The sequence below is a fragment of the Nocardioides sp. genome (assembly GCF_041600255.1).
GTDB lineage: Bacteria > Actinomycetota > Actinomycetes > Propionibacteriales > Nocardioidaceae > Nocardioides.
Genome location: NZ_JBFIKK010000053.1, coordinates 1 through 20,308, shown reverse-complemented (window position 1 = coordinate 20,308; position 20,308 = coordinate 1). Strand labels below are relative to the sequence as shown.

18 protein-coding genes are annotated in these 20,308 nt (G+C 71.7%); 14 read left to right on the top strand and 4 right to left on the bottom strand.

Annotated features, from left to right (window positions below; translation table 11 throughout):
* From ABZE72_RS08390 to ABZE72_RS08370, 5 genes are all read left to right on the top strand, one after another.
* On the top strand, positions 1-1,174 hold a 1,174-nt coding region (locus tag ABZE72_RS08390), incomplete at its 5' end, for a hydroxyacid-oxoacid transhydrogenase (protein ID WP_372728562.1).
* Between the two features lie 82 nt (positions 1,175-1,256).
* On the top strand, positions 1,257-4,052 hold the full coding sequence (locus ABZE72_RS08385) for an FAD-binding and (Fe-S)-binding domain-containing protein (protein WP_372728563.1): 2,796 nt from the start codon (positions 1,257-1,259) through the stop codon (positions 4,050-4,052).
* A gap of 82 nt (positions 4,053-4,134) precedes the next feature.
* Complete coding sequence (locus ABZE72_RS08380) at positions 4,135-5,358, top strand: SAM-dependent methyltransferase (protein WP_372728561.1); 1,224 nt, start codon at positions 4,135-4,137, stop codon at positions 5,356-5,358.
* Positions 5,351-6,400 carry a hypothetical protein gene (locus tag ABZE72_RS08375; RefSeq protein WP_372728560.1) on the top strand — a complete coding sequence of 350 codons (1,050 nt, stop codon included), beginning with the start codon at positions 5,351-5,353 and terminating at the stop codon, positions 6,398-6,400. Before ABZE72_RS08380 ends, ABZE72_RS08375 begins: the two co-directional genes overlap by 8 nt.
* Positions 6,401-6,410: 10 nt before the next feature.
* Positions 6,411-7,412 carry a DNA topoisomerase IB gene (locus ABZE72_RS08370; protein WP_372728559.1) on the top strand — a complete coding sequence of 334 codons (1,002 nt, stop codon included), beginning with the start codon at positions 6,411-6,413 and terminating at the stop codon, positions 7,410-7,412.
* A 184-nt stretch (positions 7,413-7,596) separates the two neighbouring features.
* Here the strand turns inward: ABZE72_RS08370 and serC are convergent, their stop codons facing one another.
* Positions 7,597-8,724 carry a phosphoserine transaminase gene (gene serC, locus ABZE72_RS08365; RefSeq protein WP_372728558.1) on the bottom strand — a complete coding sequence of 376 codons (1,128 nt, stop codon included), beginning with the start codon at positions 8,722-8,724 and terminating at the stop codon, positions 7,597-7,599.
* Between the two features lie 99 nt (positions 8,725-8,823).
* Here serC and ABZE72_RS08360 point away from each other — a divergent pair, with 99 nt between their 5' ends.
* Together ABZE72_RS08360 and ABZE72_RS08355 are read left to right on the top strand one after the other, a co-directional pair.
* Positions 8,824-9,327, top strand: a complete 504-nt coding sequence (locus ABZE72_RS08360; RefSeq protein ID WP_372728557.1) for a hypothetical protein — start codon at positions 8,824-8,826, stop codon at positions 9,325-9,327.
* Complete coding sequence (locus ABZE72_RS08355; RefSeq protein ID WP_372728556.1) at positions 9,320-9,805, top strand: GNAT family N-acetyltransferase; 486 nt, start codon at positions 9,320-9,322, stop codon at positions 9,803-9,805. The genes ABZE72_RS08360 and ABZE72_RS08355 overlap by 8 nt, the downstream gene beginning before the upstream one ends.
* On the opposite strand, the gene ABZE72_RS08350 is transcribed toward ABZE72_RS08355, so the two are convergent.
* Entirely contained in the window at positions 9,798-10,385 is a 588-nt protein-coding gene (locus ABZE72_RS08350) for a class I SAM-dependent methyltransferase (protein WP_372728555.1), read from the bottom strand. The two genes, ABZE72_RS08355 and ABZE72_RS08350, sit on opposite strands and share 8 nt — an antisense overlap.
* Positions 10,386-10,490: 105 nt before the next feature.
* On the opposite strand from ABZE72_RS08350, the gene ABZE72_RS08345 reads away from it, so the two are divergent.
* Entirely contained in the window at positions 10,491-11,066 is a 576-nt protein-coding gene (locus ABZE72_RS08345) for a hypothetical protein (RefSeq protein WP_372728554.1), read from the top strand.
* Between the two features lie 74 nt (positions 11,067-11,140).
* Here the strand turns inward: ABZE72_RS08345 and ABZE72_RS08340 are convergent, their stop codons facing one another.
* A complete protein-coding gene (locus ABZE72_RS08340) occupies positions 11,141-12,244 on the bottom strand; it encodes a citrate synthase 2 (RefSeq protein ID WP_372728553.1) in 1,104 nt (367 codons plus the stop codon).
* Positions 12,245-12,368: 124 nt separating this feature from the next.
* Here ABZE72_RS08340 and pdxH point away from each other — a divergent pair, with 124 nt between their 5' ends.
* The 6 genes from pdxH to ABZE72_RS08310 all read left to right on the top strand — a co-directional run bounded on the left by pdxH (position 12,369) and on the right by ABZE72_RS08310 (position 19,955).
* The gene (pdxH, locus tag ABZE72_RS08335) at positions 12,369-13,061 is read left to right on the top strand and encodes a pyridoxamine 5'-phosphate oxidase (protein ID WP_372728552.1); all 693 of its coding nucleotides are present in this window, start codon (positions 12,369-12,371) and stop codon (positions 13,059-13,061) included.
* A gap of 52 nt (positions 13,062-13,113) precedes the next feature.
* The gene (locus ABZE72_RS08330) at positions 13,114-13,770 is read left to right on the top strand and encodes a TetR/AcrR family transcriptional regulator (RefSeq protein ID WP_372728551.1); all 657 of its coding nucleotides are present in this window, start codon (positions 13,114-13,116) and stop codon (positions 13,768-13,770) included.
* On the top strand, positions 13,764-15,497 hold the full coding sequence (locus ABZE72_RS08325; RefSeq protein WP_372728550.1) for an ABC transporter ATP-binding protein: 1,734 nt from the start codon (positions 13,764-13,766) through the stop codon (positions 15,495-15,497). The genes ABZE72_RS08330 and ABZE72_RS08325 overlap by 7 nt, the downstream gene beginning before the upstream one ends.
* Complete coding sequence (locus ABZE72_RS08320) at positions 15,494-17,491, top strand: ABC transporter ATP-binding protein (RefSeq protein ID WP_372728549.1); 1,998 nt, start codon at positions 15,494-15,496, stop codon at positions 17,489-17,491. Before ABZE72_RS08325 ends, ABZE72_RS08320 begins: the two co-directional genes overlap by 4 nt.
* Before the next feature lie 362 nt (positions 17,492-17,853).
* On the top strand, positions 17,854-19,491 hold the full coding sequence (locus tag ABZE72_RS08315; RefSeq protein ID WP_372728548.1) for an MDR family MFS transporter: 1,638 nt from the start codon (positions 17,854-17,856) through the stop codon (positions 19,489-19,491).
* A complete protein-coding gene (locus ABZE72_RS08310; RefSeq protein WP_372728547.1) occupies positions 19,488-19,955 on the top strand; it encodes a MarR family winged helix-turn-helix transcriptional regulator in 468 nt (155 codons plus the stop codon). Before ABZE72_RS08315 ends, ABZE72_RS08310 begins: the two co-directional genes overlap by 4 nt.
* Positions 19,956-20,060: 105 nt before the next feature.
* Here ABZE72_RS08310 and ABZE72_RS08305 read toward each other — a convergent pair.
* Positions 20,061-20,308, bottom strand: a 248-nt coding sequence (locus ABZE72_RS08305; protein ID WP_372728546.1) for a DUF3459 domain-containing protein, incomplete at its 5' end; no start/stop codon positions are given.

Genomic DNA, 20,308 nt, shown 5'->3' with positions numbered 1-20,308 from the left:
CCAGCGGGTGCTGCTGGTCACCGACGCCGGCGTGGCCGCCACCGGCCACCCGGCCCGGATCGCCGAGCAGATCGCCGCCCGCGGCCTGCAGGTCACGACGTACGACGGCGTGCACGTGGAGCCGACCGACGACTCGATGCGCGAGGCGATCGACTTCGCCCGCGACGCCGGGCCGTTCGACGCGATCGTGGCCGTCGGCGGGGGGTCGGCGATCGACACCGCCAAGGCGGTCAACCTGCTCACCACCAACCCGGGCGAGCTGATGGACTACCTCAACGCCCCGGTCGGCAGAGCGCTGGCGCCCACCGAGCGGCTGCTGCCGCTGGTGGCGATCCCGACCACCACCGGCACCGGCAGCGAGAGCACCACGATCTGCGTGCTGGACGTGCTGTCGCTGAAGGTGAAGACCGGGATCAGCCACCCGGCGCTGCGACCCACCCTGGCCGTCGTCGACCCGACCCTGACCCTCAGCCAGCCGTCCCTGGTCACGGCAGCCTCGGGGCTGGACATCCTCTGCCATGCACTGGAGAGCTACACCGCGCGCTGGTACGCCGACTTCGAGGCCAAGCGGCCGGAGCAGCGGGTGCCCTACTGCGGCGCGAACCCGATCGCCGACCTGTGGTCGGAGAAGGCGCTCTCGCTGCTCGCCGGCGCCTTCCGCGCGGCGGTCCGGGACGGCAGCAACGCCCCGGCCCGGGAGCAGATGGCGATGGCCGCGACCTTCGCCGGGCTGGGTTTCGGCAACGCCGGCGTGCACATCCCGCACGCCAACGCCTACCCGATCGCCGGTCGGGTCCGCGACTACCGGCCCGAGGGCTACCCGCAGGCCGAGGCGATCGTCCCGCACGGGATGGCGGTCTCGCTGACCGCGCCCGAGGCGTTCCGGTTCACCTTCTCCGCCGCCCCCGAGCGGCACCTGCACGCGGCCCGGCTGCTCGACCCCGCACTCCCCAGCTCCGCCACCGGACCCGACGTGCTGCCCGCCGTACTCACCCGGCTGATGCGCGACGTGGGCATCCCCAACGGCCTGTCGGCGGTCGGGTACGGCGACGGTGACATCGACGACCTGGTCGCCGGCTCGCTGCAGCAGCAGCGGCTGCTCGCGACCGCTCCGCGGGAGGTCCGAGGGGAGGACCTGGCACAGGTGTTCCGGGCATCGATGGAACACTGGTGACGTGCCTGCGTCCCCCGTCGAACGCCCCGCTGAACGTTCTGCCGACCCGGCAGCCGGCCGCTCCGCCGCGCCGTACGGCGAGCTGGTCGCCGCGCTGCGCAGCCGGGGCGTCGACGACGTCGACGACTCCACGCTGAGCCGGGCCCTCTACTCCTCGGACGCCTCGCTCTACCGGGTCGTGCCGCAGGCGGTGGCCCGGCCGCGCGACACCGACGAGCTGCTCGCGATCCTGGACGTCTCCCGCACCCTCGGCGTCCCGCTGACCATGCGCGGCGCCGGCACCTCGATCGCCGGGAACGCGGTCGGGCCGGGCCTGGTCGTGGACACGGTCCGTCACCTGAACAAGGTGCTCTCGATCGACCCCGAGGCCCGCACCGCCGTGATCCAGCCCGGTGTCGTGCACGCCGTCCTGCAGCGAGCCGCCGCCCCGCACCACCTGCGCTTCGGCCCCGACCCGTCCACGCACACCCGCTGCACCATCGGCGGGATGATCGGCAACAACGCCTGCGGCTCCCGCGCGCTGGGCTACGGCCGGATGGTCGACAACGTGGAGTCGCTCCGGGTCGCCTTCGGCACCGGCGAGGTCGTCACCACCGGCGCTGCGGGCGCCACCGGGGCGGCAGGCAGGGCGCTGACCGGGTTGGTCGACCACCACCTCGCGCACGTGCGGACCGAGTTCGGCCGCTTCACGCGGCAGGTCAGCGGCTACTCGATGGAGCACCTGCTGCCGGAGAACGACCGCCGCCTCGACCGCTTCCTGGTCGGCTCCGAGGGCACCCTGGGCCTCGTCCTGGAGGCGACCGTCGACCTGGTCCACGACGAGCCGAACCGCCAGCTCGTGCTGCTCGGCTACGCCTCGATGGCCGAGGCGGCCGACGCCGTGCCGGCGCTGCTGGCGGCCGGCGCGGGGCGCCTGATCGCCTGCGAAGGCCTGGACTCCCGGATCGTCGACCTGGTCCGGGCCCGGGGCAACGCCGTGCCCGAGCTGCCCCGCGGAGCCGGCTGGCTCTTCGTCGAGGTCGCCGGTGAGGACGCCTCCTCGGTGGCGGCCCGGGTGGTCGCGAGCGGCCAGGCCCTGGACCACCGGGTGGTGGTCTCGCCGGCCGAGTCGGCGGCGCTGTGGCGGATCCGGGAGGACGGCGCCGGTCTGGCGGCTCGCAGCCTCAGCCGCCCGGCGTACTCGGGCTGGGAGGACGCCGCCGTACCGCCCGAGCACCTCGGTGCCTGGCTGCGTGACTTCGACGAACTGCTCCGCGACCACGACCTCGACGGGGTGCCCTACGGCCACTTCGGCGACGGCTGCGTGCACGTGCGGATCGACTTCCCGTTCGTCGGCGAGTCCGAGGAGGTCGGCACCCGGGTCTTCCGCGACTTCCTGACCGCGTCGGCGCGCAAGCTGCGCGAGTACGGTGGCTCGCTCTCGGGCGAACACGGCGACGGGCGGGCCCGCTCGGAGCTGCTGCCGCTGATGTACGACGAGGAGTCGTTGCAGCTGTTCGCCGCCGCGAAGGCGATCTGCGACCCGGAGAACCTGCTCAACCCCGGCGTCCTGGTCGACCCCGACCCGTTCGACGCGCACCTGCGCCCGACCCGGCCGCGGTTGCCGATCGTGCCCGCGCTGCGGATGACCCACGACGGCGGCTCCTTCGGCAACGCCGTGCACCGCTGCACCGGCGTCGGCAAGTGCGTGGCGCCGGCGACCAACGGCGTGATGTGCCCCTCCTACCTGGCCACCCGGGACGAGAAGGACTCCACCCGCGGTCGCTCGCGGGTGCTGCAGGAGGCGATGGACGGCTCGCTGGTCGGTGGGCTCGGCGCCCCCGCGGTGGCCGAGGCGCTCGACCTCTGCCTCTCCTGCAAGGGCTGCGCCTCCGACTGCCCCACCGGCGTGGACATGGCGACCTACAAGTCCGAGGCGCTGCACCAGAAGTACGCCGGCAAGCGGCGTCCGCGCAGCCACTACACGCTGGGCCGGCTGCCGCAGTGGGCGGCGCTGGCCGCCCCGATGGCGCCGCTGCTGAACCGGATGCTCCGGGTCCGGCCGCTGGCCACCCTGGCCCGGGCCACCGCAGGGATCGACCAGCGGCGCTCCATCCCGGACTTCGCGCCGCGGACCCTGCGCCGCGGCCTGAACAGGGCCGAGCGCGCTTCGGCACGCCCGGGTCCCGGCGTCGCGGAGCCGGATGTCTGGATCTGGGCCGACTCCTTCACCGACCACTTCTTCCCGCAGAACGCGCACGCCGCGATCCGGGTGCTCGAGGCTGCCGGGCTGCGGGTCCGGGTGATCGACGAGGACGCCTGCTGCGGCCTGACCTGGATCACCACCGGCCAGCTCGACAAGGCGCAGAGGATCATGGCGCGCACGGTCGCCACGCTCGCGCCGTACGTCGCCGGCGGCGTGCCGGTGGTCGGCCTGGAGCCCTCCTGCCTGGCCACCCTGCGCAGCGACGCCGTCGAGCTCAGCGACGACCCGCGTGCGGTCGAGGTGGCCCGGGGCGTGCTGACCTTCGCCGAGCTGTTGGCGAGGATCGACTGGACCCCGCCGGACCTCACCGGGGTCGAGATCGTCGCGCAGCCGCACTGCCACCACTCCTCGGTGCTCGGCTGGGAGGCGGACGAGAAGCTGCTGCGCGCGGCCGGGGCGACGCTGACCCGCGTGGCGGGCTGCTGTGGCCTGGCCGGCAACTTCGGCATGGAGCAGGGCCACTACGAGGTGTCGACCGCGGTGGCCGAGACGCACCTGTTGCCGGCGCTGCGGGCCCACGAGAACGCCGTCGTCCTGGCCGACGGGATGTCCTGCCGGGTGCAGCTCGACGACCTCGCCCAGGTCCCGTCGATGCACCTGGCTGAACTGCTCGCCTCTAAACTTCAGGCGTGAATCCCCGCTACCGTCGTCTCGTGATCCCTGCCGCCCTGGTGGGCCTGATCCTGGTCGTCGTGATCGCTGCGGTGGTGAACCGGTGAGCGAGCCGTTGCTGCGGGTGCTGGCGAAGATGCGCAGCCACCTGCTCGACCCCGATGCGCTGGTCAAGGCGGTCGCCTCCGGGCGCCAGAAGGGCCAGCAGCCGACCTGGAAGCGGGTCGAGTTCCGCTACGTCGACCTCAAGGCCGGCCGGCACCTGCAGGTCGTGGCGTACGACGAGACCCAGGCGCACACCTCCAACCACGCCGTCGGCGACGCCGCCCGGGACGCGGTGGACGCCCTGCTGGACGAACCCTTCGGCAACTGGCACGTCGAGACCACGACCCAGAGCCACCAGGTCCGGGTGACGAAGAAACTCGAGGCGCTGCTGCACACCACCGAGCGCTCCGAGGAGGTCGAGGTCGACCGCGGCCACGACCGCGACAAGGAGCGACTGCTCGCCGAGGACGACCCGGTCTTCCGGGCGATCGGCCTGACCGACGCCGACGGGAAGCTGAAGCCGAGCCGTCAGGCCAAGTACCGCCAGGTCGAGGAGTTCCTGCGTCTGCTCGACGCCTCGATCGGTGACGCGATCAAGCGCGGCAAGCTCCGTCGCCCCACCGCCGAGGAGCCGCTGCGGGTGGCCGACCTCGGCTGCGGCAACGCCTACCTGACCTTCGCCGCGCAGCGTTTCCTGACCGAGGTGCGCGGTCTGCCCGTGCGGGTGACCGGCATCGACGTCAAGGAGCAGTCCCGCGAGCACAACACTGCGATCGCCGCCGAGCTCGGCGTCGAGGCGGAGTTCGTGGTCGGCAGCATCTCCGGCGCCACCCTCGACGAGGACCCGGAGGTGGTGCTCGCGCTGCACGCCTGCGACACCGCCACCGACGAGGCGCTCGCCCGGGCCGTCGCCTGGCGGGCCCGGCTGGTGCTGGCCGCCCCCTGCTGCCACCACGACATCGCGGCGCAGCTGCGCCGCAACCCCACGCCGTCGCCGTACGCGATGGTCACCCGGCACGGCATCCTTCGCGAGCGGCTGGCGGACACGCTGACCGACGCGTTGCGTGCCTCGCTGCTGCGGCTCGAGGGCTACAAGGTCGACGTCGTGCAGTTCGTGGAGAGCCAGCACACCCCGCGCAACACGATGCTGCGCGCGGTCCTGTCCGGCAGCCCGGTCAAGGGCGGCGGCGTCCGCGCGGAGTACGACGAGATGGTCACCGCCTGGTCGATCCGGCCGCGGCTGGCCGACCTGCTCGCCGAGGTGGACCGATCACGTGCGTGACCGTCTCCTCGCCGCGCTGCTGCTGGTCCCGTTCACGCTGGGGCTGAGCGCCGCTGCGCCGGCCGAGGACGGCAACGTGATGCTGACCTTCGCCGACCCCGAGATCGTCGAGTCCAGCGGCCTCGTGGTCCGCGACGGCCTGGCGCTGACCACCAACGACTCCGGCGACACCGGTCGGGTCTTCGCGGTCGAGGTCGGCTCCGGGAGGACGGTCGGCGTCACCCGGTGGTCCGAGGACCCCACCGACGTCGAGGCGCTGGCGCCGGCGCCGGACGGGGACGTCTGGGTCGGGGACGTCGGGGACAACAACGCGGTCCGCTCCTCGATTCGGGTCGCCCGGATCCAGGTGGGTCGGGGCGAGCGCACCGGCGAGGTGGCGTCGTACGAGCTGGGCTACCCGGACGGCCCGGCGAACGCGGAGTCGCTGCTGAGTCATCCGGTGACCGGCCGGCTGTACGTCGCGACCAAGACGGTCTTCGGCGGCACCTTCCACGAGGCCCCGGCGCGGCTCTCGGCCGAGGGGCGCAACGTGCTCCGGCCGATGGGGGACGTGCTGAAGATGGCGACCGACGGCGCCTTCTTCGCCGACGGCCGTCATGTCGTGGTGCGCAACTACACCCAGGCGGCCGTCTACACGTTCCCGGAGCTGGTCGAGGTCGGGTCGTTCTACCTGCCCTCGCAGCAGCAGGGCGAGGCGATCGCGGTCCTGCCCGACGGCGACCTGGCCGTCAGCACCGAGGGTCAGTACACCGACGTGCTCCGGGTGCCGCTGCCGCAGGAGATCCGCCGGGCGATGGGCGCCGGCGCGTCGGACGGGGTGTCGGAGGGCGCCTCGGACGGGGCGTCGGGCGGCGCCTCGCAGGGGGCGTCCACGTCGGCCGCGCCGTCCCCGGAGCCGTCGGCGACGACCCGGTCGCGCGTGGGGCGGGAACTGCCCGAGCAGACGAGCGCGGAGCGGCCGGCCTGGCCGTGGTTCCTGACCGCCTGGATCGCCCTGGGCGGGATCGTGCTGCTGATGTTTGTGCTGCGCCGGCGGGGATAGGTACTTCGGCATGCCGAGGCTGCGTCGTACGTCACCGGACCAGCCCGGGTGGACCCGGCGCCGGGCAGGAGCGGGGTTCACCTACCGGGACCAGCACGGCGATCGGCTCGGAGCCGAGGAGGTCCAGCGGGTCAAGGAGCTGGTGATCCCGCCGGCCTGGACCGACGTGTGGATCACGCCGTACCCGAACGGCCACCTGCAGGCGGTGGGCACCGACGACGCCGGCCGGCGCCAGTACCTGTACCACCCGGACTGGCGCACCCGACGGGACGCGGAGAAGTTCGAGCGGATGCAGGAGTTCGGCCGGGCGCTGAGTCGGGCGCGTGAGCTGGTGGTCGCGGACCTGGGGCGTGAGGGGATGCCGCTCGAGCGTGCCTGCGCGGCCGCCGTACGTCTGCTGGACCTGGGGTACTTCCGGATCGGCAACGACGCCTACGCCGACGAGAACGGCAGCTACGGGTTGACCACCCTGGAGCGGCGGCACGTGCGGCGGCACCAGGGGCGGCTGGTCTTCGGATTCGTCGGGAAGTCGGGCGTGGAGCACGAGATCGAGATCGACGACGCGGTGGTGGTCGAGGCGATCGAGGTGATGCGGCGACGCCGTGGGCAGGACCCGCGGCTGCTGTCGTACAAGGAGGGCCGGTCCTGGCGCTCGGTGCTGCCCGAGCTGGTCAACGAGTACGTCCGAGCCTCCACCGGGCTGGAGGCCACTGCGAAGGACTTCCGGACCTGGCACGCGACGGTGTTGGCTGCGGCCGCGTTGGCCGAGACCGACGAGCCGGGCGAGACGAAGGCGTCGCGCAAGCGCGCGGTCGCCGGGGCGATGAAGGAGGTCGCGTCGTTCCTCGGCAACACGCCGACCCTGGCGCGCTCGGCGTACGTCGACCCGCGGGTGGTCGAGGCCTACGAGGAGGGTCGGACCATCCGGGCGACGACCCGGCGTACCCATGACACCCCGGATGCTCGCCAAGCCGCCCTGGAACGCGCCACCCTGAAGCTGCTCAAGCGCTGACCTGCCAGTTGTGGTTGTCGGGAGCGGGTCGACCTGCCAGTTGTGGTTGTCGGGACGTCACCGGAAGTGACGGGTCGGCGAGGAGAACGTGGGCAGCTTCACCATGGGATGCAGCCGAACAGTCACTTCCCGTGCTCTGCAGAGCATGGGAAGTGCAGGTTGATCTGCATACCTTGATGAACCGTCAGGAAAGCCGCTCCACCACGTAGTCGATGCAGCCGGTCAGCGCCTCGACATCGGCCGGGTCGACCGCCGGGTACATCGCGATCCGCAGCTGGTTGCGGCCGAGCTTGCGGTAGGGCTCGGTGTCGACGATCCCGTTGGCACGGAGCACCTTCGCCACCGCGGCCGCGTCCACCGACTCCTCGAAGTCGATGGTGCCGATCACCAGCGAACGGTGCTCGGGGTTCTCCACGTACGGGAAGGTGTACGACGTCTTCTCGGCCCAGCCGTACAGCGCGTCCGAGCTCGCGGTCGTCCGCGCGACCATTCCGGCCAAGCCACCCTCGGCGTTCATCCAGTCCAGCTGCTCGGCCATCAGGAACAGCGTGGCGACCGACGGCGTGTTGTAGGTCTGGTTCTTCGACGAGTTGTCGATCGCGGTCGGCAGGTCGAAGAAGGCCGGGATGTGCCGGTCCGAGGCACCGATCGCCGCGGCCCGCTCCAGCGCGGCGGGCGACATGATCGCGATCCACAGCCCGCCGTCCGAGGCGAAGCACTTCTGCGGCGCGAAGTAGTAGGTGTCGACCTCCCTCAGGTCGACCGGCAGGCCACCGGCTCCCGACGTCGCGTCGATCAGGACGAGCGCCGACTCCGCCGACGTCCCGGACGGGCGTACGACGGGCGCCATCACGGCAGTCGACGTCTCGTTGTGCGCCCACGCGTACACGTCGACGCCGTGCTCGGCGACTGCCTCGGGGCGCGAGCCCGGCTCCGCGCTGATCACCGACGGGTCGGCCAGCCAGGGCGCCTCGGTGGCGGCCTGGGCGAACTTCGAGGAGAACTCCCCGAAGGTCAGGTGCTGGCTCTTCTCCCGGATCAAGCCGTACGTCGCGATGTCCCAGAACGCCGTGGCGCCACCGTTGCCGAGCACCACCTCGTAACCGTCCGGCAGCGAGAAGAGCGCGGCCAGACCCTCGCGCACCCGACCGACCGTGTCGCGGACCGGCGCCTGACGGTGCGAGGTGCCCATCAATGACGCTCCCGTCGCCGCCAGGGCGTCGAGGTGCCCGGTCTGGATCTTGGACGGGCCGGCACCGAAGCGTCCATCGGCGGGCAGGAGAGCGGCGGGGATCTGCAGGGCGTCGGTCATGACTGCCTTCCGGTGGGTGGCGGCGGTGCACCTGACGACGCTGTCAGATGCACCCTATTGTGGCATCCGCCGCCGTCGAGCCGAGAGAAGGAACGTCTGATGAGCCACCACTCGGGGAGTCGCCCACCAGTGCCCGGTCTCCGCAACCAGGCGGGCACCCGCACCGTCCTCCGGGCGGTCGGCCTCGTGCTGCTCGTCGGCGGACTCGCCGCCCTCGGCTACGGCTTCGTGTCGTTCGCCTCGGGCATCTTCTCCGACGACATGGGCCTCGATCCGGCCATGTCCGGGCCGGGGGACATGGGGCGCAGCTTCGCCCTCTTCGCCGGCGGTGGCTTCGCCGCCGTCGTCGGCTTCGGCCTCACCAGCGCCGGCTTCATGGGAGCGACCGCACGCTACGGCGCCGGCGAGACGATGCCGGTGGTGAAGGACTCGGCCGCCTACCTGACCGACGGCGAGGGGCTGCTCGGGGTGGGGCGCACCGTCGACGATGCCGACCCCGGTCAGGCCCACGAGGCGGCCACGGGTCCGTACTGCTCGCGCTGCGGGGTCCGCAACGACCACGACGCGCGGTTCTGCGACTCCTGCGGGAACGCGGTTGCCTGAGCCCGCCCTGGTCGTACGACGGGTGCCGATCACGGATCCCGACGCCCTGGCGCTGATCGACGCCGTCCAGGCCGAGTACGCCGAGCGCTACGGCAGCGGCGACGAGTCCCCGATCGTGCCGGAGGCCTTCGAGGGCCACGGCGGTGCCTTCTTCGTCGGCTACCTCGCGGAGCGTCCGGTAGCCACCGGTGCCTGGCGTCGTGGTTCGGTCGAGGCGTTCGGCACCACCCGCACGGCCGAGATCAAGCGGATGTACGTCGCGCCCGGCCACCGCGGCTCGGGTCTGGCCCGGCAGATGCTCACCCACCTCGAGGCGACCGCGGCAGCGGCCGGTGTGGAGGCCCTGGTGCTCGAGACCGGCACCAAGCAGCCGGAGGCGATCGCGCTCTACACGTCGTCCGGCTACACGCCGGTGCCCGCCTTCGGGCACTACCACTGGTCGCCGCTCTCGCGCTGCTTCGGCAAGCGACTCAGCTGACCACGAGGTAGCGCTCGTCGGTGATCTCGCGCCCCCAGTAGATCGCCTCGGGCAGGGGCCGCAGCGTGGCCCGCCGCCCGGTCGCCTCGACGAGCGCGACGGTCTCGGCGCCTCTCAGTCCGGCCTCGTTGGACCACCGGCCCTCCACCAGCAGCAGCATCCCGCCGGGAGCGAGCAGCTCGATCCACCGCGCCAGCGCGTCCGCGGGGTCGGGCATCGCCCAGAGCACGTGCCGACACAGCACGACGTCGTACGACGCCGGCGGCAGCGGGGGAGCGGCCGCATCGGCCTCCACGAAGCACACGCCCGCGACGCCGGTGGCCTTCTCCCGGGCAAGCCGCACCATCTCCGGGGAGAAGTCCACGCCGTCGACCCGATCACCCTCGGCGGCGAGCAGCAACGAAAGCGTGCCGGTGCCGCTGCCGAGGTCGGCGATCCGGGCCGGCGCGGCCGGCAGCACGTCGACCAGCAGCGCACGCCAGGCCGCCCGGACGCCCGCGTCGAGCAGGCCATGGTCGGGGGCGTCGTCGAAGGCCGCGGCCTCCGCATTCCAGACATCGATCTGGTCCAGACGGGTCATGTCCGGCAGGCTAACCGGCCGTTCCGACAGTCAACGCCGGACAGGGCCGCGACGCCCGACCTAGCCTCGATGGTTGGTGCCCAACCTAGGGAGGGATTGGCCCTGATGTTCATCCAACGTGGAGCGGCGCGTGTCCTCGCGCCCCTGCTCCTGACACTCGCGCTGATCGCGCCCGGAGCAGCCCAGGCGGCCGTGGTCGAGGACTACGCCGGCTACCAGGGACAGAGCAAGTGCAGCCCCCGGGCCAAGGCCGGGACGAAGTACCTGGCCCGCTGGCTGGTCACGAAGTACGGCGGCCGCCAGGGAGGCATCTCGCGGGCATGTGGCGGCGGTGCCTCCGAGCACAAGGAGGGGCGCGCCTTCGACTGGTCGCTGGACGCGGCGAAGAAGGCGGATCGCAAGCGCGCCCGGGCGTTCCTCGCCGATGCCTTCGCGACCGACAAGAAGGGCAACGAGCACGCCAAGGCCCGACGGATGGGGGTCATGTACATCATCTGGAACGACCGGATGTACCCCGCCTGGGACCGCTTCGACCCGAAGCCCTACCTCAGCTCCAGCTGCCCGAAGAAGCGGAAGTGCTCCAAGACCCTGCGGCATCGCGACCACATGCACATCTCGCTGACCCGCAAGGGCGGCAAGGCGCGCACGAGCTGGTTCCAGAGCCGGCTGGCCAAGGACTGAGCGCCCCCCGATCGGAAGGCAGAACGGCCGGCTCCCCCTGGGGGGAGCCGGCCGTTCGCGGGTTCAGGACCGGTTCAGCCCGCCCACTCCGCCTTCCAGCCGTCGACCTCGTCGGCCTTGCGGGCGCCGGGTCCGGTGTAGATGGCCGAGGGGCGGATCAGGCGACCGGTCCGCTTCTGCTCGAGGATGTGCGCCGACCAGCCGCCGGTGCGCGCGCAGGTGAACATCGAGGTGAACATGTTCGGCGGGACCTCGGCGAAGTCGAGCACGATCGCCGCCCAGAACTCGACGTTCGTCTCCAGCACGCGGTCGGGGCGTCGCTCACGCAACTCGGCGAGGGCCGCCTTCTCCAGCGCTTCGGCCACCTCGTAGCGAGGCGCGTTCAGCTCCTTGGCGGTCCGGCGCAGCACCCGGGCGCGCGGGTCCTCGGCCCGGTAGACGCGGTGACCGAAGCCCATCAGGCGCTCGCCACGGTCCAGCAGACCCTTGACGTACGCCGACGCGTCGCCGGACTTCTCGACGTCGCCGATCATGCCGAGGACCCGGCTCGGGGCGCCGCCGTGCAGCGGGCCGCTCATCGCGCCGATCGCACCCGAGAACGCGGCCGCCACGTCGGCGCCGGTCGAGGTGATCACCCGGGCGGTGAAGGTGGAGGCGTTCATGCCGTGCTCGGCCGCGCTGCTCCAGTAGGCGTCGATCGCCTTGACGTGCTTGGGGTCCGCCTCGCCCTTCCAGCGGATCAGGAACTTCTCGGCCAGCGTCGCGCCCTCGTCCACGATGGACTGGGGCACGACCGGGCTGTTCAGGCCGCGGGCCGACTGGGCGGCGTACGAGAGCACCATGACGGCGACCCGACCCAGGTCGTCGCGGGCCTGCTCGTCGGAGATGTCGTAGGTCTGGCCGAAGCCGAAGGCCGGCGCGAGCATCGCGACCGCGGCCTGGACGTCGACGCGCACGTCGCCGGTGTGCACGGGCAGGTTGTACGGCTCGGCCGGCGCCAGGCCGGGGTCGTAGGAGCCGTCGATCAGCAGGCCCCAGACGTTCTCGAACGGCACCCGGCCGACGATGTCCTCGATGTCGACGCCGCGGTAGCGCAGCGCGGAACCCTCCTTGTCGGGCTCGGCGATCTCGGTCTCGAACGCGATGACACCTTCGAGTCCGTGGTGTACCTCAGCCATGCGCGCGTGACTCCTTCAACGTCGGGGGTTCGGGGCGGTTGCCCGGAGGGCATTCTGCCCCGGCCGCCGCCGTCGCGCACGTGTGCCCACCTGTTGGCACGGTGACTCGCCTACTGTCGGAGGCATGGAGAAGGCCGATCCGCACGATCTGGACATCGCCGGACTGCGCGAGGAGTACGCCCGAGCGGGGCTCGTGGAGAGCGATCTGGCGCCCGACCCGGTGACGATGTTCCGGGCCTGGCTGACCGAGGCGCTCGAGGCCGGGCTGCACGAACCGACCGCGATGGTGCTCGCCACGGTCTCCGCCGAGGGGCGGCCGTCCTCGCGGATGGTGCTGCTCAAGGGCGTCGACGAGGAGGGCTTCGTCTTCTTCACCAACACGCACTCGCGCAAGGGCCGCGAGCTCGCGGCGAACCCCCGCTGTGCGCTGCTGTTCCCCTGGCATCCGCTGGAGCGTCAGGTGCGCGTCGACGGCGTCGCCAGCCCGCTGGGGGAGGAGGCGGTGGCGGCGTACTTCGCCTCGCGACCGCGCCGCTCCCGTCTGGGTGCCTGGGCCTCGCACCAGTCCCGCACGGTCTCCGGTCGGGACGAGCTGATGGCGGCGGTTGCAGCGGCCGAGGAACGGTTCCCCGACGAGGTGCCGGTGCCCGAGGAGTGGGGCGGCTACCGGGTCGTCCCCGAGGACGTGGAGTTCTGGCAGGGCCGGCCCGGCCGGATGCACGACCGGCTGGTCTACCGCCGTACCGACACGGGCACAGGCGCGGGCGCGGGCACGGGCACGGGCACGGGGTGGGCCACCCTGCGACTCGCCCCCTGACGGTGGCCTAGGCCGCATTGTGAGTGAGCGCTCACTCACTTAGGCTGGCCCGGTGAGCAGCAAGCGCGAACGCGCCCGTCCGATGTCGCCCGAGGAGCGCCGTGCGGCCATCGTGGCTGCCGTGCTCCCGTTGCTCGAGCAGTACGGCGCCGCGGTCACCACGCGTCAGATCGCCGAGGCCGCCGGGATCGCGGAGGGCACGATCTTCCGCGTCTTCGCGGACAAGCGTGCTCTCTTCCTCGCTGCGGCGCAGGAGGCCATGGACCCCGCACGCGCCCGCGAGGATCTGGTGGCGGCGCTGGTCGGCGTCCCCGACCTGCGTGACCAGGTGATCGCCACGGTCGAGCTGCTGGTCGACCGGATGGAGCGGGGGATGGTGGTGATGATGTCGGTGCGCTCGGCTTTGGGTGGCGACGGGTTCGGCGAGCGCGGCGCGCAGGACCCACCCGGGCCGCCCCGGTTCGTGGTCGAGGCCAACCAGCAGCTGCTGGCCACGATCACCGAGCTCGTCTTCGCGCCGCACCGCGCCGAGCTCCGGGTCGCCCCGGAGCGCGCCGCCCTCGCCCTGCGCAGCCTGGTCTTCGGGGCGTGGCACCCCGGCATGGGTCACGGCGACGAGACGCTCACCCCCGCCGACGTGGCCGACCTCCTGCTCGAGGGGATCGTGCCCCCCATTTCGCCGACCGCCCCGGGAGGCGCCCCGTGCTGATCCGACTGATGCGCACGCACCTGGCGCCGTACCGGCGTTCGATCGCCCTGATCGTCGCGCTGCAGTTCACCGGCACCGTCGCCGCGCTCTACCTGCCCAGCCTCAACGCCGACATCATCGACCAGGGCGTCACGCAGGGGGACACGGGCTACATCGTGCGCACCGGCGCGGTCATGCTGGTGGTGGCGCTCCTCCAGATCGGCTGCTCGATCGCCGCGGTGTGGTTCTCCGCGCGCACGGCGATGAGCTTCGGCCGCGATCTCCGCGCCGCCATCTTCCGGCGGGTCGGGTCGTTCTCGCAGCGCGAGGTGCAGCACTTCGGAGCGCCGTCGCTGATCACCCGGGAGACCAACGACGTCCAGCAGGTGCAGATGCTGGTCCTGATGACCTTCACGATGATGGTGGCGGCACCGATCATGATGGTCGGCGGAGTCGTGATGGCGATGCGTGAGGACCTCGGGCTCTCCTGGTTGCTGGCGGTGGCCATCCCGGCGCTGATGGCAGCCGTCGCCGTCATCGTGCGGCAGATGGTGCCCAGCTTCCGCCTCATGCAGGTCCGCATCGACGAGGTCAACCGACTGCTGCGCGAGCAGATCACCGGCGTCCGGGTGGTGCGGGCGTTCGTGCGCGAACCGCACGAGATCGAGCGGTTCGCGCAGGCCAACGAGGACCTGACCGCGGTGGCGATCCGCGCGGGCCGGTGGCTGGCGACGATGTTCCCGACGGTGATGTTGATCCTCAACGTCTCCTCGGTGGCGGTGCTCTGGTTCGGTGGCCACCGGGTCGCCGACGGCGAGATGCAGGTGGGTGCGTTGACTGCCTTCCTCGCCTACCTCGTCCAGATCCTGATGTCGGTGATGCTGGCGACCTTCACCCTGATGATGGTTCCCCGTGCCTCGGTCTGTGCGGACCGGATCAGCGAGGTGCTCGACACCGACACCTCCGTCGTTCCGCCCGAGGACCCGGTCACCGCGTTCCCCGAGCCGGGCACGCTGGTCTTCGACGACGTCGAGCTGACCTACCCCGGCGCCGACCTGCCCGTCGTACGGCGGGTGTCGTTCGCAGCGCGGCCCGGGCAGACCGTCGCGGTGATCGGCTCGACCGGCGCGGGCAAGAGCACGATGGTCAACCTCGTGCCGCGGCTCTTCGACGTCACGGGCGGTCGGGTGCTCGTGGGGGGAGTCGACGTCCGCGACCTCGACCCCGACCTGCTGTGGTCGGCGATCGGGCTGGTGCCGCAGCAGTCCTACCTGTTCTCCGGCACCGTGGCGACGAACCTGCGCCAGGGGCGTCCGGACGCGAGCGACGACGAGCTCTGGGAGGCCCTCGAGATCGCCCAGGCGCGTGACTTCGTGGCTGCCCTGCCCGCCGGGCTCGACGCGCCGATCGCCCAGGGCGGCACCAACGTGAGCGGCGGCCAGCGGCAGCGACTGGCCATCGCCCGTGCGCTGTTGCGACGCCCGGCGATCTACCTCTTCGACGACTCCTTCTCGGCCCTGGACCTCACCACCGACGCCCGGCTGCGCGCCGCGCTGCGGCCGGTGACCCGGGAAGCGACCGTCTTCCTGGTCGCCCAACGGGTCTCGACGATCCGGGACGCCGACCTGATCCTCGTGGTCGAGGACGGCCAGGTGGTGGGTCGCGGTACGCACGACGAGCTCGTCGCGGACTGTCCGACCTACCAGGAGATCGTCCGCTCCCAGCTCAGCGCGGAGGAGGCGGCATGAGCCTCACCCCGACGACCGCAGCCGCTGCGGAGCCGAACGACGACCGGTTGAAGGTGACCGAGCGGATCCAGGCCGGCCCCGGTCCGGGCCGAGGCCCGTTCGGCGGCGCGATGGTGGGCCAGAAGGCCTCCCGGTTCAAGCCGTCGGCCAGGCGGTTGCTGGCACGCCTCGCTCCCCAGCGGGCCGGCGCGATCGGGGTCGTCCTCCTCGCGGTGGTGAGCGTGCTGCTCACCGCGGTCGGCCCGCGCATCCTCGGCAGGGCCACCGACCTGGTCTTCTCGGGCCTGATCGGCAGCCGGCTGCCCGACGGCGTCACCAAGGCCGAGGCTGTGCGGCTCCTGCGGGCGCGCGGCGAGACGACGTACGCCGACATGGTCTCCTCGATGGAGGTCGTGCCCGGTCGTGGCGTCGACTTCGGAGCCGTCGCCGACGTCCTGCTGCTCGCGCTGGGGGTGTACGTCGCGGCCTCGGTGCTGGCCTGGCTGCAGGGCTACCTGCTCAACGACGTCGTGCAGGGCACGGTGCTGCGGATGCGGGCCGACGTCGAGGACAAGGTGAACGCGCTGCCGTTGAGCTACTTCGACCGCCAACCCCGCGGCGAGCTGCTCAGTCGGGTCACCAACGACATCGACAACGTCAGCCAGACCCTCCAGCAGACGATGAGCCAGCTGCTCACCTCGCTGCTCACCGTCGTCGCGGTGCTCTCGATGATGTTCTGGATCTCGCCCCTGCTGGCGTTGGTCGCGCTGGTCTCGGTGCCCCTCTCGATGCTGGTCGCCCGGGCGGTGATGAAGCGCTCCCAGGGGCTCTTCGTCGACCAGTGGCGTCGTACCGGCAGGCTCAACGCGCACATCGAGGAGACCTTCTCCGGGCACGCGTTGGTGAAGGTGTTCGGTCGGCGCCACGAGGTCGAGCAGACCTTCGCCACCGAGAACGACGCGCTCTACGAGGCCTCCTTCGGAGCGCAGTTCGTCAGCGGCCTGATCATGCCGGTGATGATGTTCGTCGGGAACCTCAACTACGTGGTGATCGCGGTGCTGGGCGGGCTCCGGGTCGCGAACGGGTCGATCTCGCTCGGGGACGTCCAGGCGTTCATCCAGTACTCCCGGCAGTTCACCCAGCCGCTGACCCAGGTGGCGTCGATGGCCAACCTGCTCCAGTCCGGCGTCGCCTCGGCCGAGCGGGTCTTCGAGCTGCTCGACGCCGAGGAGCAGACGGTCGAGGACGACCACCCGGCCGCCGCGCCGGGGGAGCGGCGCGGCGAGGTCCGCTTCGAGCACGTCGCGTTCTCCTACGACCCGACGGTCCCGCTGATCGAGGACCTCTCGCTGGTGGCCGCCCCCGGCCAAACGGTCGCCATCGTCGGCCCGACCGGGGCCGGCAAGACCACCCTGGTCAACCTGGTGATGCGCTTCTACGAGGTGTCGTCGGGTCGGATCACGCTGGACGGCGTGGACATCGCCTCGATGCCCCGCTCGGCGCTGCGCTCACAGATCGGCATGGTGCTGCAGGACACCTGGCTCTTCGCCGGTTCGATCCGGGACAACATCGCCTACGGCCGGCCGGGGGCGAGCGAGGAGCAGATCCTCGAGGCGGCGCGCGCGACGTTCGTGGACCGTTTCGTGCACTCGCTGCCCGAGGGCTACGACACCCACATCGACGAGGAGGGGTCGAACCTCTCGGCCGGCGAGCGACAACTGATCACGATCGCGCGGGCCTTCCTCGCCGCTCCCGAGCTGTTGATCCTCGACGAGGCGACCTCCTCGGTCGACACCCGCACCGAGCTGCTGCTCCAGCAGGCGATGGCAGCGCTGCGGACCGAGCGGACGTCGTTCGTGATCGCGCACCGGCTCTCCACGATCCGCGACGCGGACCTGATCCTGGTGATGGAGGACGGCTCGATCGTGGAGCAGGGCACCCACGAGTCGCTGCTGCGGCTCGGCGGCGCCTACGCCCGGCTCTACCGGGCCCAGTTCGCGGCGGCCGCCGACTGAGCGATCGGTGCGCCCGGTCCCGCGCGGCCGAACGGAAAAGTCCTTGAAGGCTGGACGACGCGCGCCTACCGTGGCAGCACACGGGAAAGGAGGTGGTCCAGAGAATGATTTCTTCGAGGACGCGTGAGGTGGCTGCCCGCTAGCAGCGACCAGCCAGCTGGGAGCAGCTGGCGAATCCACAGCAGTCACCCGACCCGCAGGCGATCCGGTCATCACGTCCGCCGGAGCGGGCCTCCTCCGAGGCCCACGTCTGCGGGTCGCTGCATGTCCGGGGTGGCTTGGGTCTCGTTCGCTGGGCGGATCGGGGTCGGGCGAATATGGTTGCCCAACACAACCTTTTCTCCTCCGTGAATCGAGTGCCCGTGCCCCGCCGCGCTGTCCCGCCCTCCGTCGAGTCCGCCCCGGCCGCACCCCTCGACGTACCCGCGCAGATGACCCACCGCGAGGTGATGGAGGCCCTGAGCGGCCTGCTCCTCGCGATGTTCGTGGCGATGCTGTCGAGCACGATCGTCGCCAACGCCCTGCCGCGCATCATCACCGATCTCGAGGGCAGCCAGACCGGCTACACCTGGGTGGTCGTGGCCACCCTGCTCTCGATGACCGCCACCACGCCGCTGTGGGGGAAGCTCGCCGACCTGTTCAGCAAGAAGCTGCTGGTGCAGAGCGCGCTGGTCATCTACTCGATCGGCACCCTGATCGCCGGCTTCGCGCCGAGCATGGAGGTGCTGATCGGCGCCCGGGTGGTCCAGGGTCTCGGCGTCGGTGGCCTGACCGCGCTGGTCCAGGTGGTGATCGCGACGATGGTGCCGCCGCGCGAGCGTGGTCGCTACTCCGGCTACCTCGGCGCCGTCTTCGCGCTGGCCACGGTCAGCGGCCCCTTGATCGGCGGGTTGATCGTCGACGCCCCCGGGCTCGGCTGGCGCTGGTGCTTCTTCGTCGGCCTGCCGGTCGCCGCGCTGGCGTTCGGGGTGCTGCAGAAGACGCTGCACCTGCCCGTCGTACGCCGCGAGGTCACCATCGACTACCTCGGCGCGACGCTGATCGTCGGCGGCGTCTCGATCCTGCTCGTCTGGGTGTCACTGGCCGGGAACCAGTTCGCCTGGGCGTCGGCCACCTCGCTCGCCCTGATCGCGCTGGGCGTGGGCGTCGTGGTCGTCGCCGTGTACGTCGAGGCGCGAGTGGCCGTCGACCCGGTCATCCCGCTGCGGCTCTTCCGGGACCGTACGACGAGCCTGGCCACCGGAGCCTCCGTGCTGGTCGGGATCGCGATGTTCGGCGCGACGGTCTACCTCAGCCAGTACTTCCAGCTCAGTCGCGGGATGACCCCGACCCACGCCGGACTGATGTCGATCGCGATGGTCGGTGGCCTGCTCGTCTCGAGCATCGCCACCGGGCGGATCATCAGCCACACCGGTCGCTACAAGCGCTGGCTGGTCGGCGGCATGGTGTTCGTCATCGTGGGCCTGGCCCTGCTGGGTCAGATCGACGACACGACGCCCCTGGCCGTGGTCGGCCTCTTCATGGCGTTCCTCGGGCTGGGCCTCGGCGCCACCATGCAGAACCTCGTGCTGGTGGTGCAGAACAACGTGGTCCCCTCCGACCTCGGGACGGCCAGCTCGGTGGTCGCCTTCTTCCGGTCGATGGGCGGCTCGGTCGGCGTCTCGGCACTCGGGGCGATGCTGAGCCACCAGGTGGCCGCCAAGGTGACGGTCGGGATGGCCGCGCTGGGGATCGCCGAGCCGGGTCACCGCACCCATGCGATCCCGGATCTCTCCGCGCTGCCGGGACCGGTGCGGGTGGTCTACGAGCACGCGTTCGGGGCCTCGATCGGGGAGCTCTTCCTGGTCTCGGTGCCGTTCGCCGTGCTGGCGCTGGTCTGTGCGCTGCTGATCCGCGAGGTGCCGCTGCGCACCACGAACCTGCCCGAGACCAGCCTGGCGCCGGAGGTCGAGCCCGAGATCGAGCGGCAGGCGGCCGCGGCGCGGAGGTCCGCCCGGTGACCGGCGTTGCGGGCTCCGGCTCCTCCCGCCAGGACTCGCTGCGTCGGCTCGAGTCCGAGGTCGGGGTGCTGGTCCGCCGGATCCGCAAGGTGATCGGGGAGCGGGCCCGCGCCGTGCACCCGGACCTGCAGCCGTCGTCGTACCTGATCCTGGCGCACCTGGCCGACCACGGACCGAAACGTGCCTCGGCCCTGGTCGACCTGTTCGACATCGACAAGGGCGCGGTCAGCCGGCAGGTGCAGCACCTGCTGGACCTCGGGCTGCTGGACCGGGTGCCCGACCCCGAGGACGGCCGGGCCAGCCTGGTCTCGGCGAGCGACGAAGCGGTCCGGCGGATGGCCGACGTGGCAGCCATGCGACGGGCCTGGCTCGACGAGCGGCTGGGGGACTGGTCCGACGAGCAGCTCTCCGGCTTCGTCGGGGAGCTGGGTCGCTACAACCGGGCGCTCGGTGGCGGGGCGTAGCGGATCCAGCACCCCGCTGCAACGCGGTGTTCTTGCCGCTGAGGCACCCTGAGGCGGCTTGTTCAGCGACAACAACCCCGCGTTACAGCGGAATCGAGCGGCCGATCAGCCGATCCACACCGCGGTGTCGCCCGGCAGCGACCCGTCGGCCAGCGGACCGCTGGCGATCAGCACCTCGCCCTCGGGCAGGGCCACCGGCGTGCTGCCGGTGTTGAGCAGCACCGTCAGGTGACCGCGCCGGAACGCGACGACGTCCGGGCCGAGGTCGACCATCTCCACCGCGTTGCCGGCGTCGACGATGCCGCGGCGGGCCGCGAGAGCCGCCTGGTAGAACGACAGCGTCGAGGCCGGGT

Excerpts from the sequence above, each read along its gene's own strand:
- ABZE72_RS08340 (WP_372728553.1), bottom strand. The coding sequence starts at position 12,244 with ATGGCTGAGGTACACCACGGACTCGAAGGTGTCATCGCGTTCGAGACC.
- ABZE72_RS08345 (WP_372728554.1), top strand. The coding sequence starts at position 10,491 with ATGTTCATCCAACGTGGAGCGGCGCGTGTCCTCGCGCCCCTGCTCCTG.
- pdxH (WP_372728552.1), top strand. The coding sequence starts at position 12,369 with ATGGAGAAGGCCGATCCGCACGATCTGGACATCGCCGGACTGCGCGAG.
- ABZE72_RS08350 (WP_372728555.1), bottom strand. The coding sequence starts at position 10,385 with ATGACCCGTCTGGACCAGATCGATGTCTGGAATGCGGAGGCCGCGGCC.
- ABZE72_RS08360 (WP_372728557.1), top strand. The coding sequence starts at position 8,824 with ATGAGCCACCACTCGGGGAGTCGCCCACCAGTGCCCGGTCTCCGCAAC.
- ABZE72_RS08370 (WP_372728559.1), top strand. The coding sequence starts at position 6,411 with ATGCCGAGGCTGCGTCGTACGTCACCGGACCAGCCCGGGTGGACCCGG.
- ABZE72_RS08320 (WP_372728549.1), top strand. The coding sequence starts at position 15,494 with ATGAGCCTCACCCCGACGACCGCAGCCGCTGCGGAGCCGAACGACGAC.
- serC (WP_372728558.1), bottom strand. The coding sequence starts at position 8,724 with ATGACCGACGCCCTGCAGATCCCCGCCGCTCTCCTGCCCGCCGATGGA.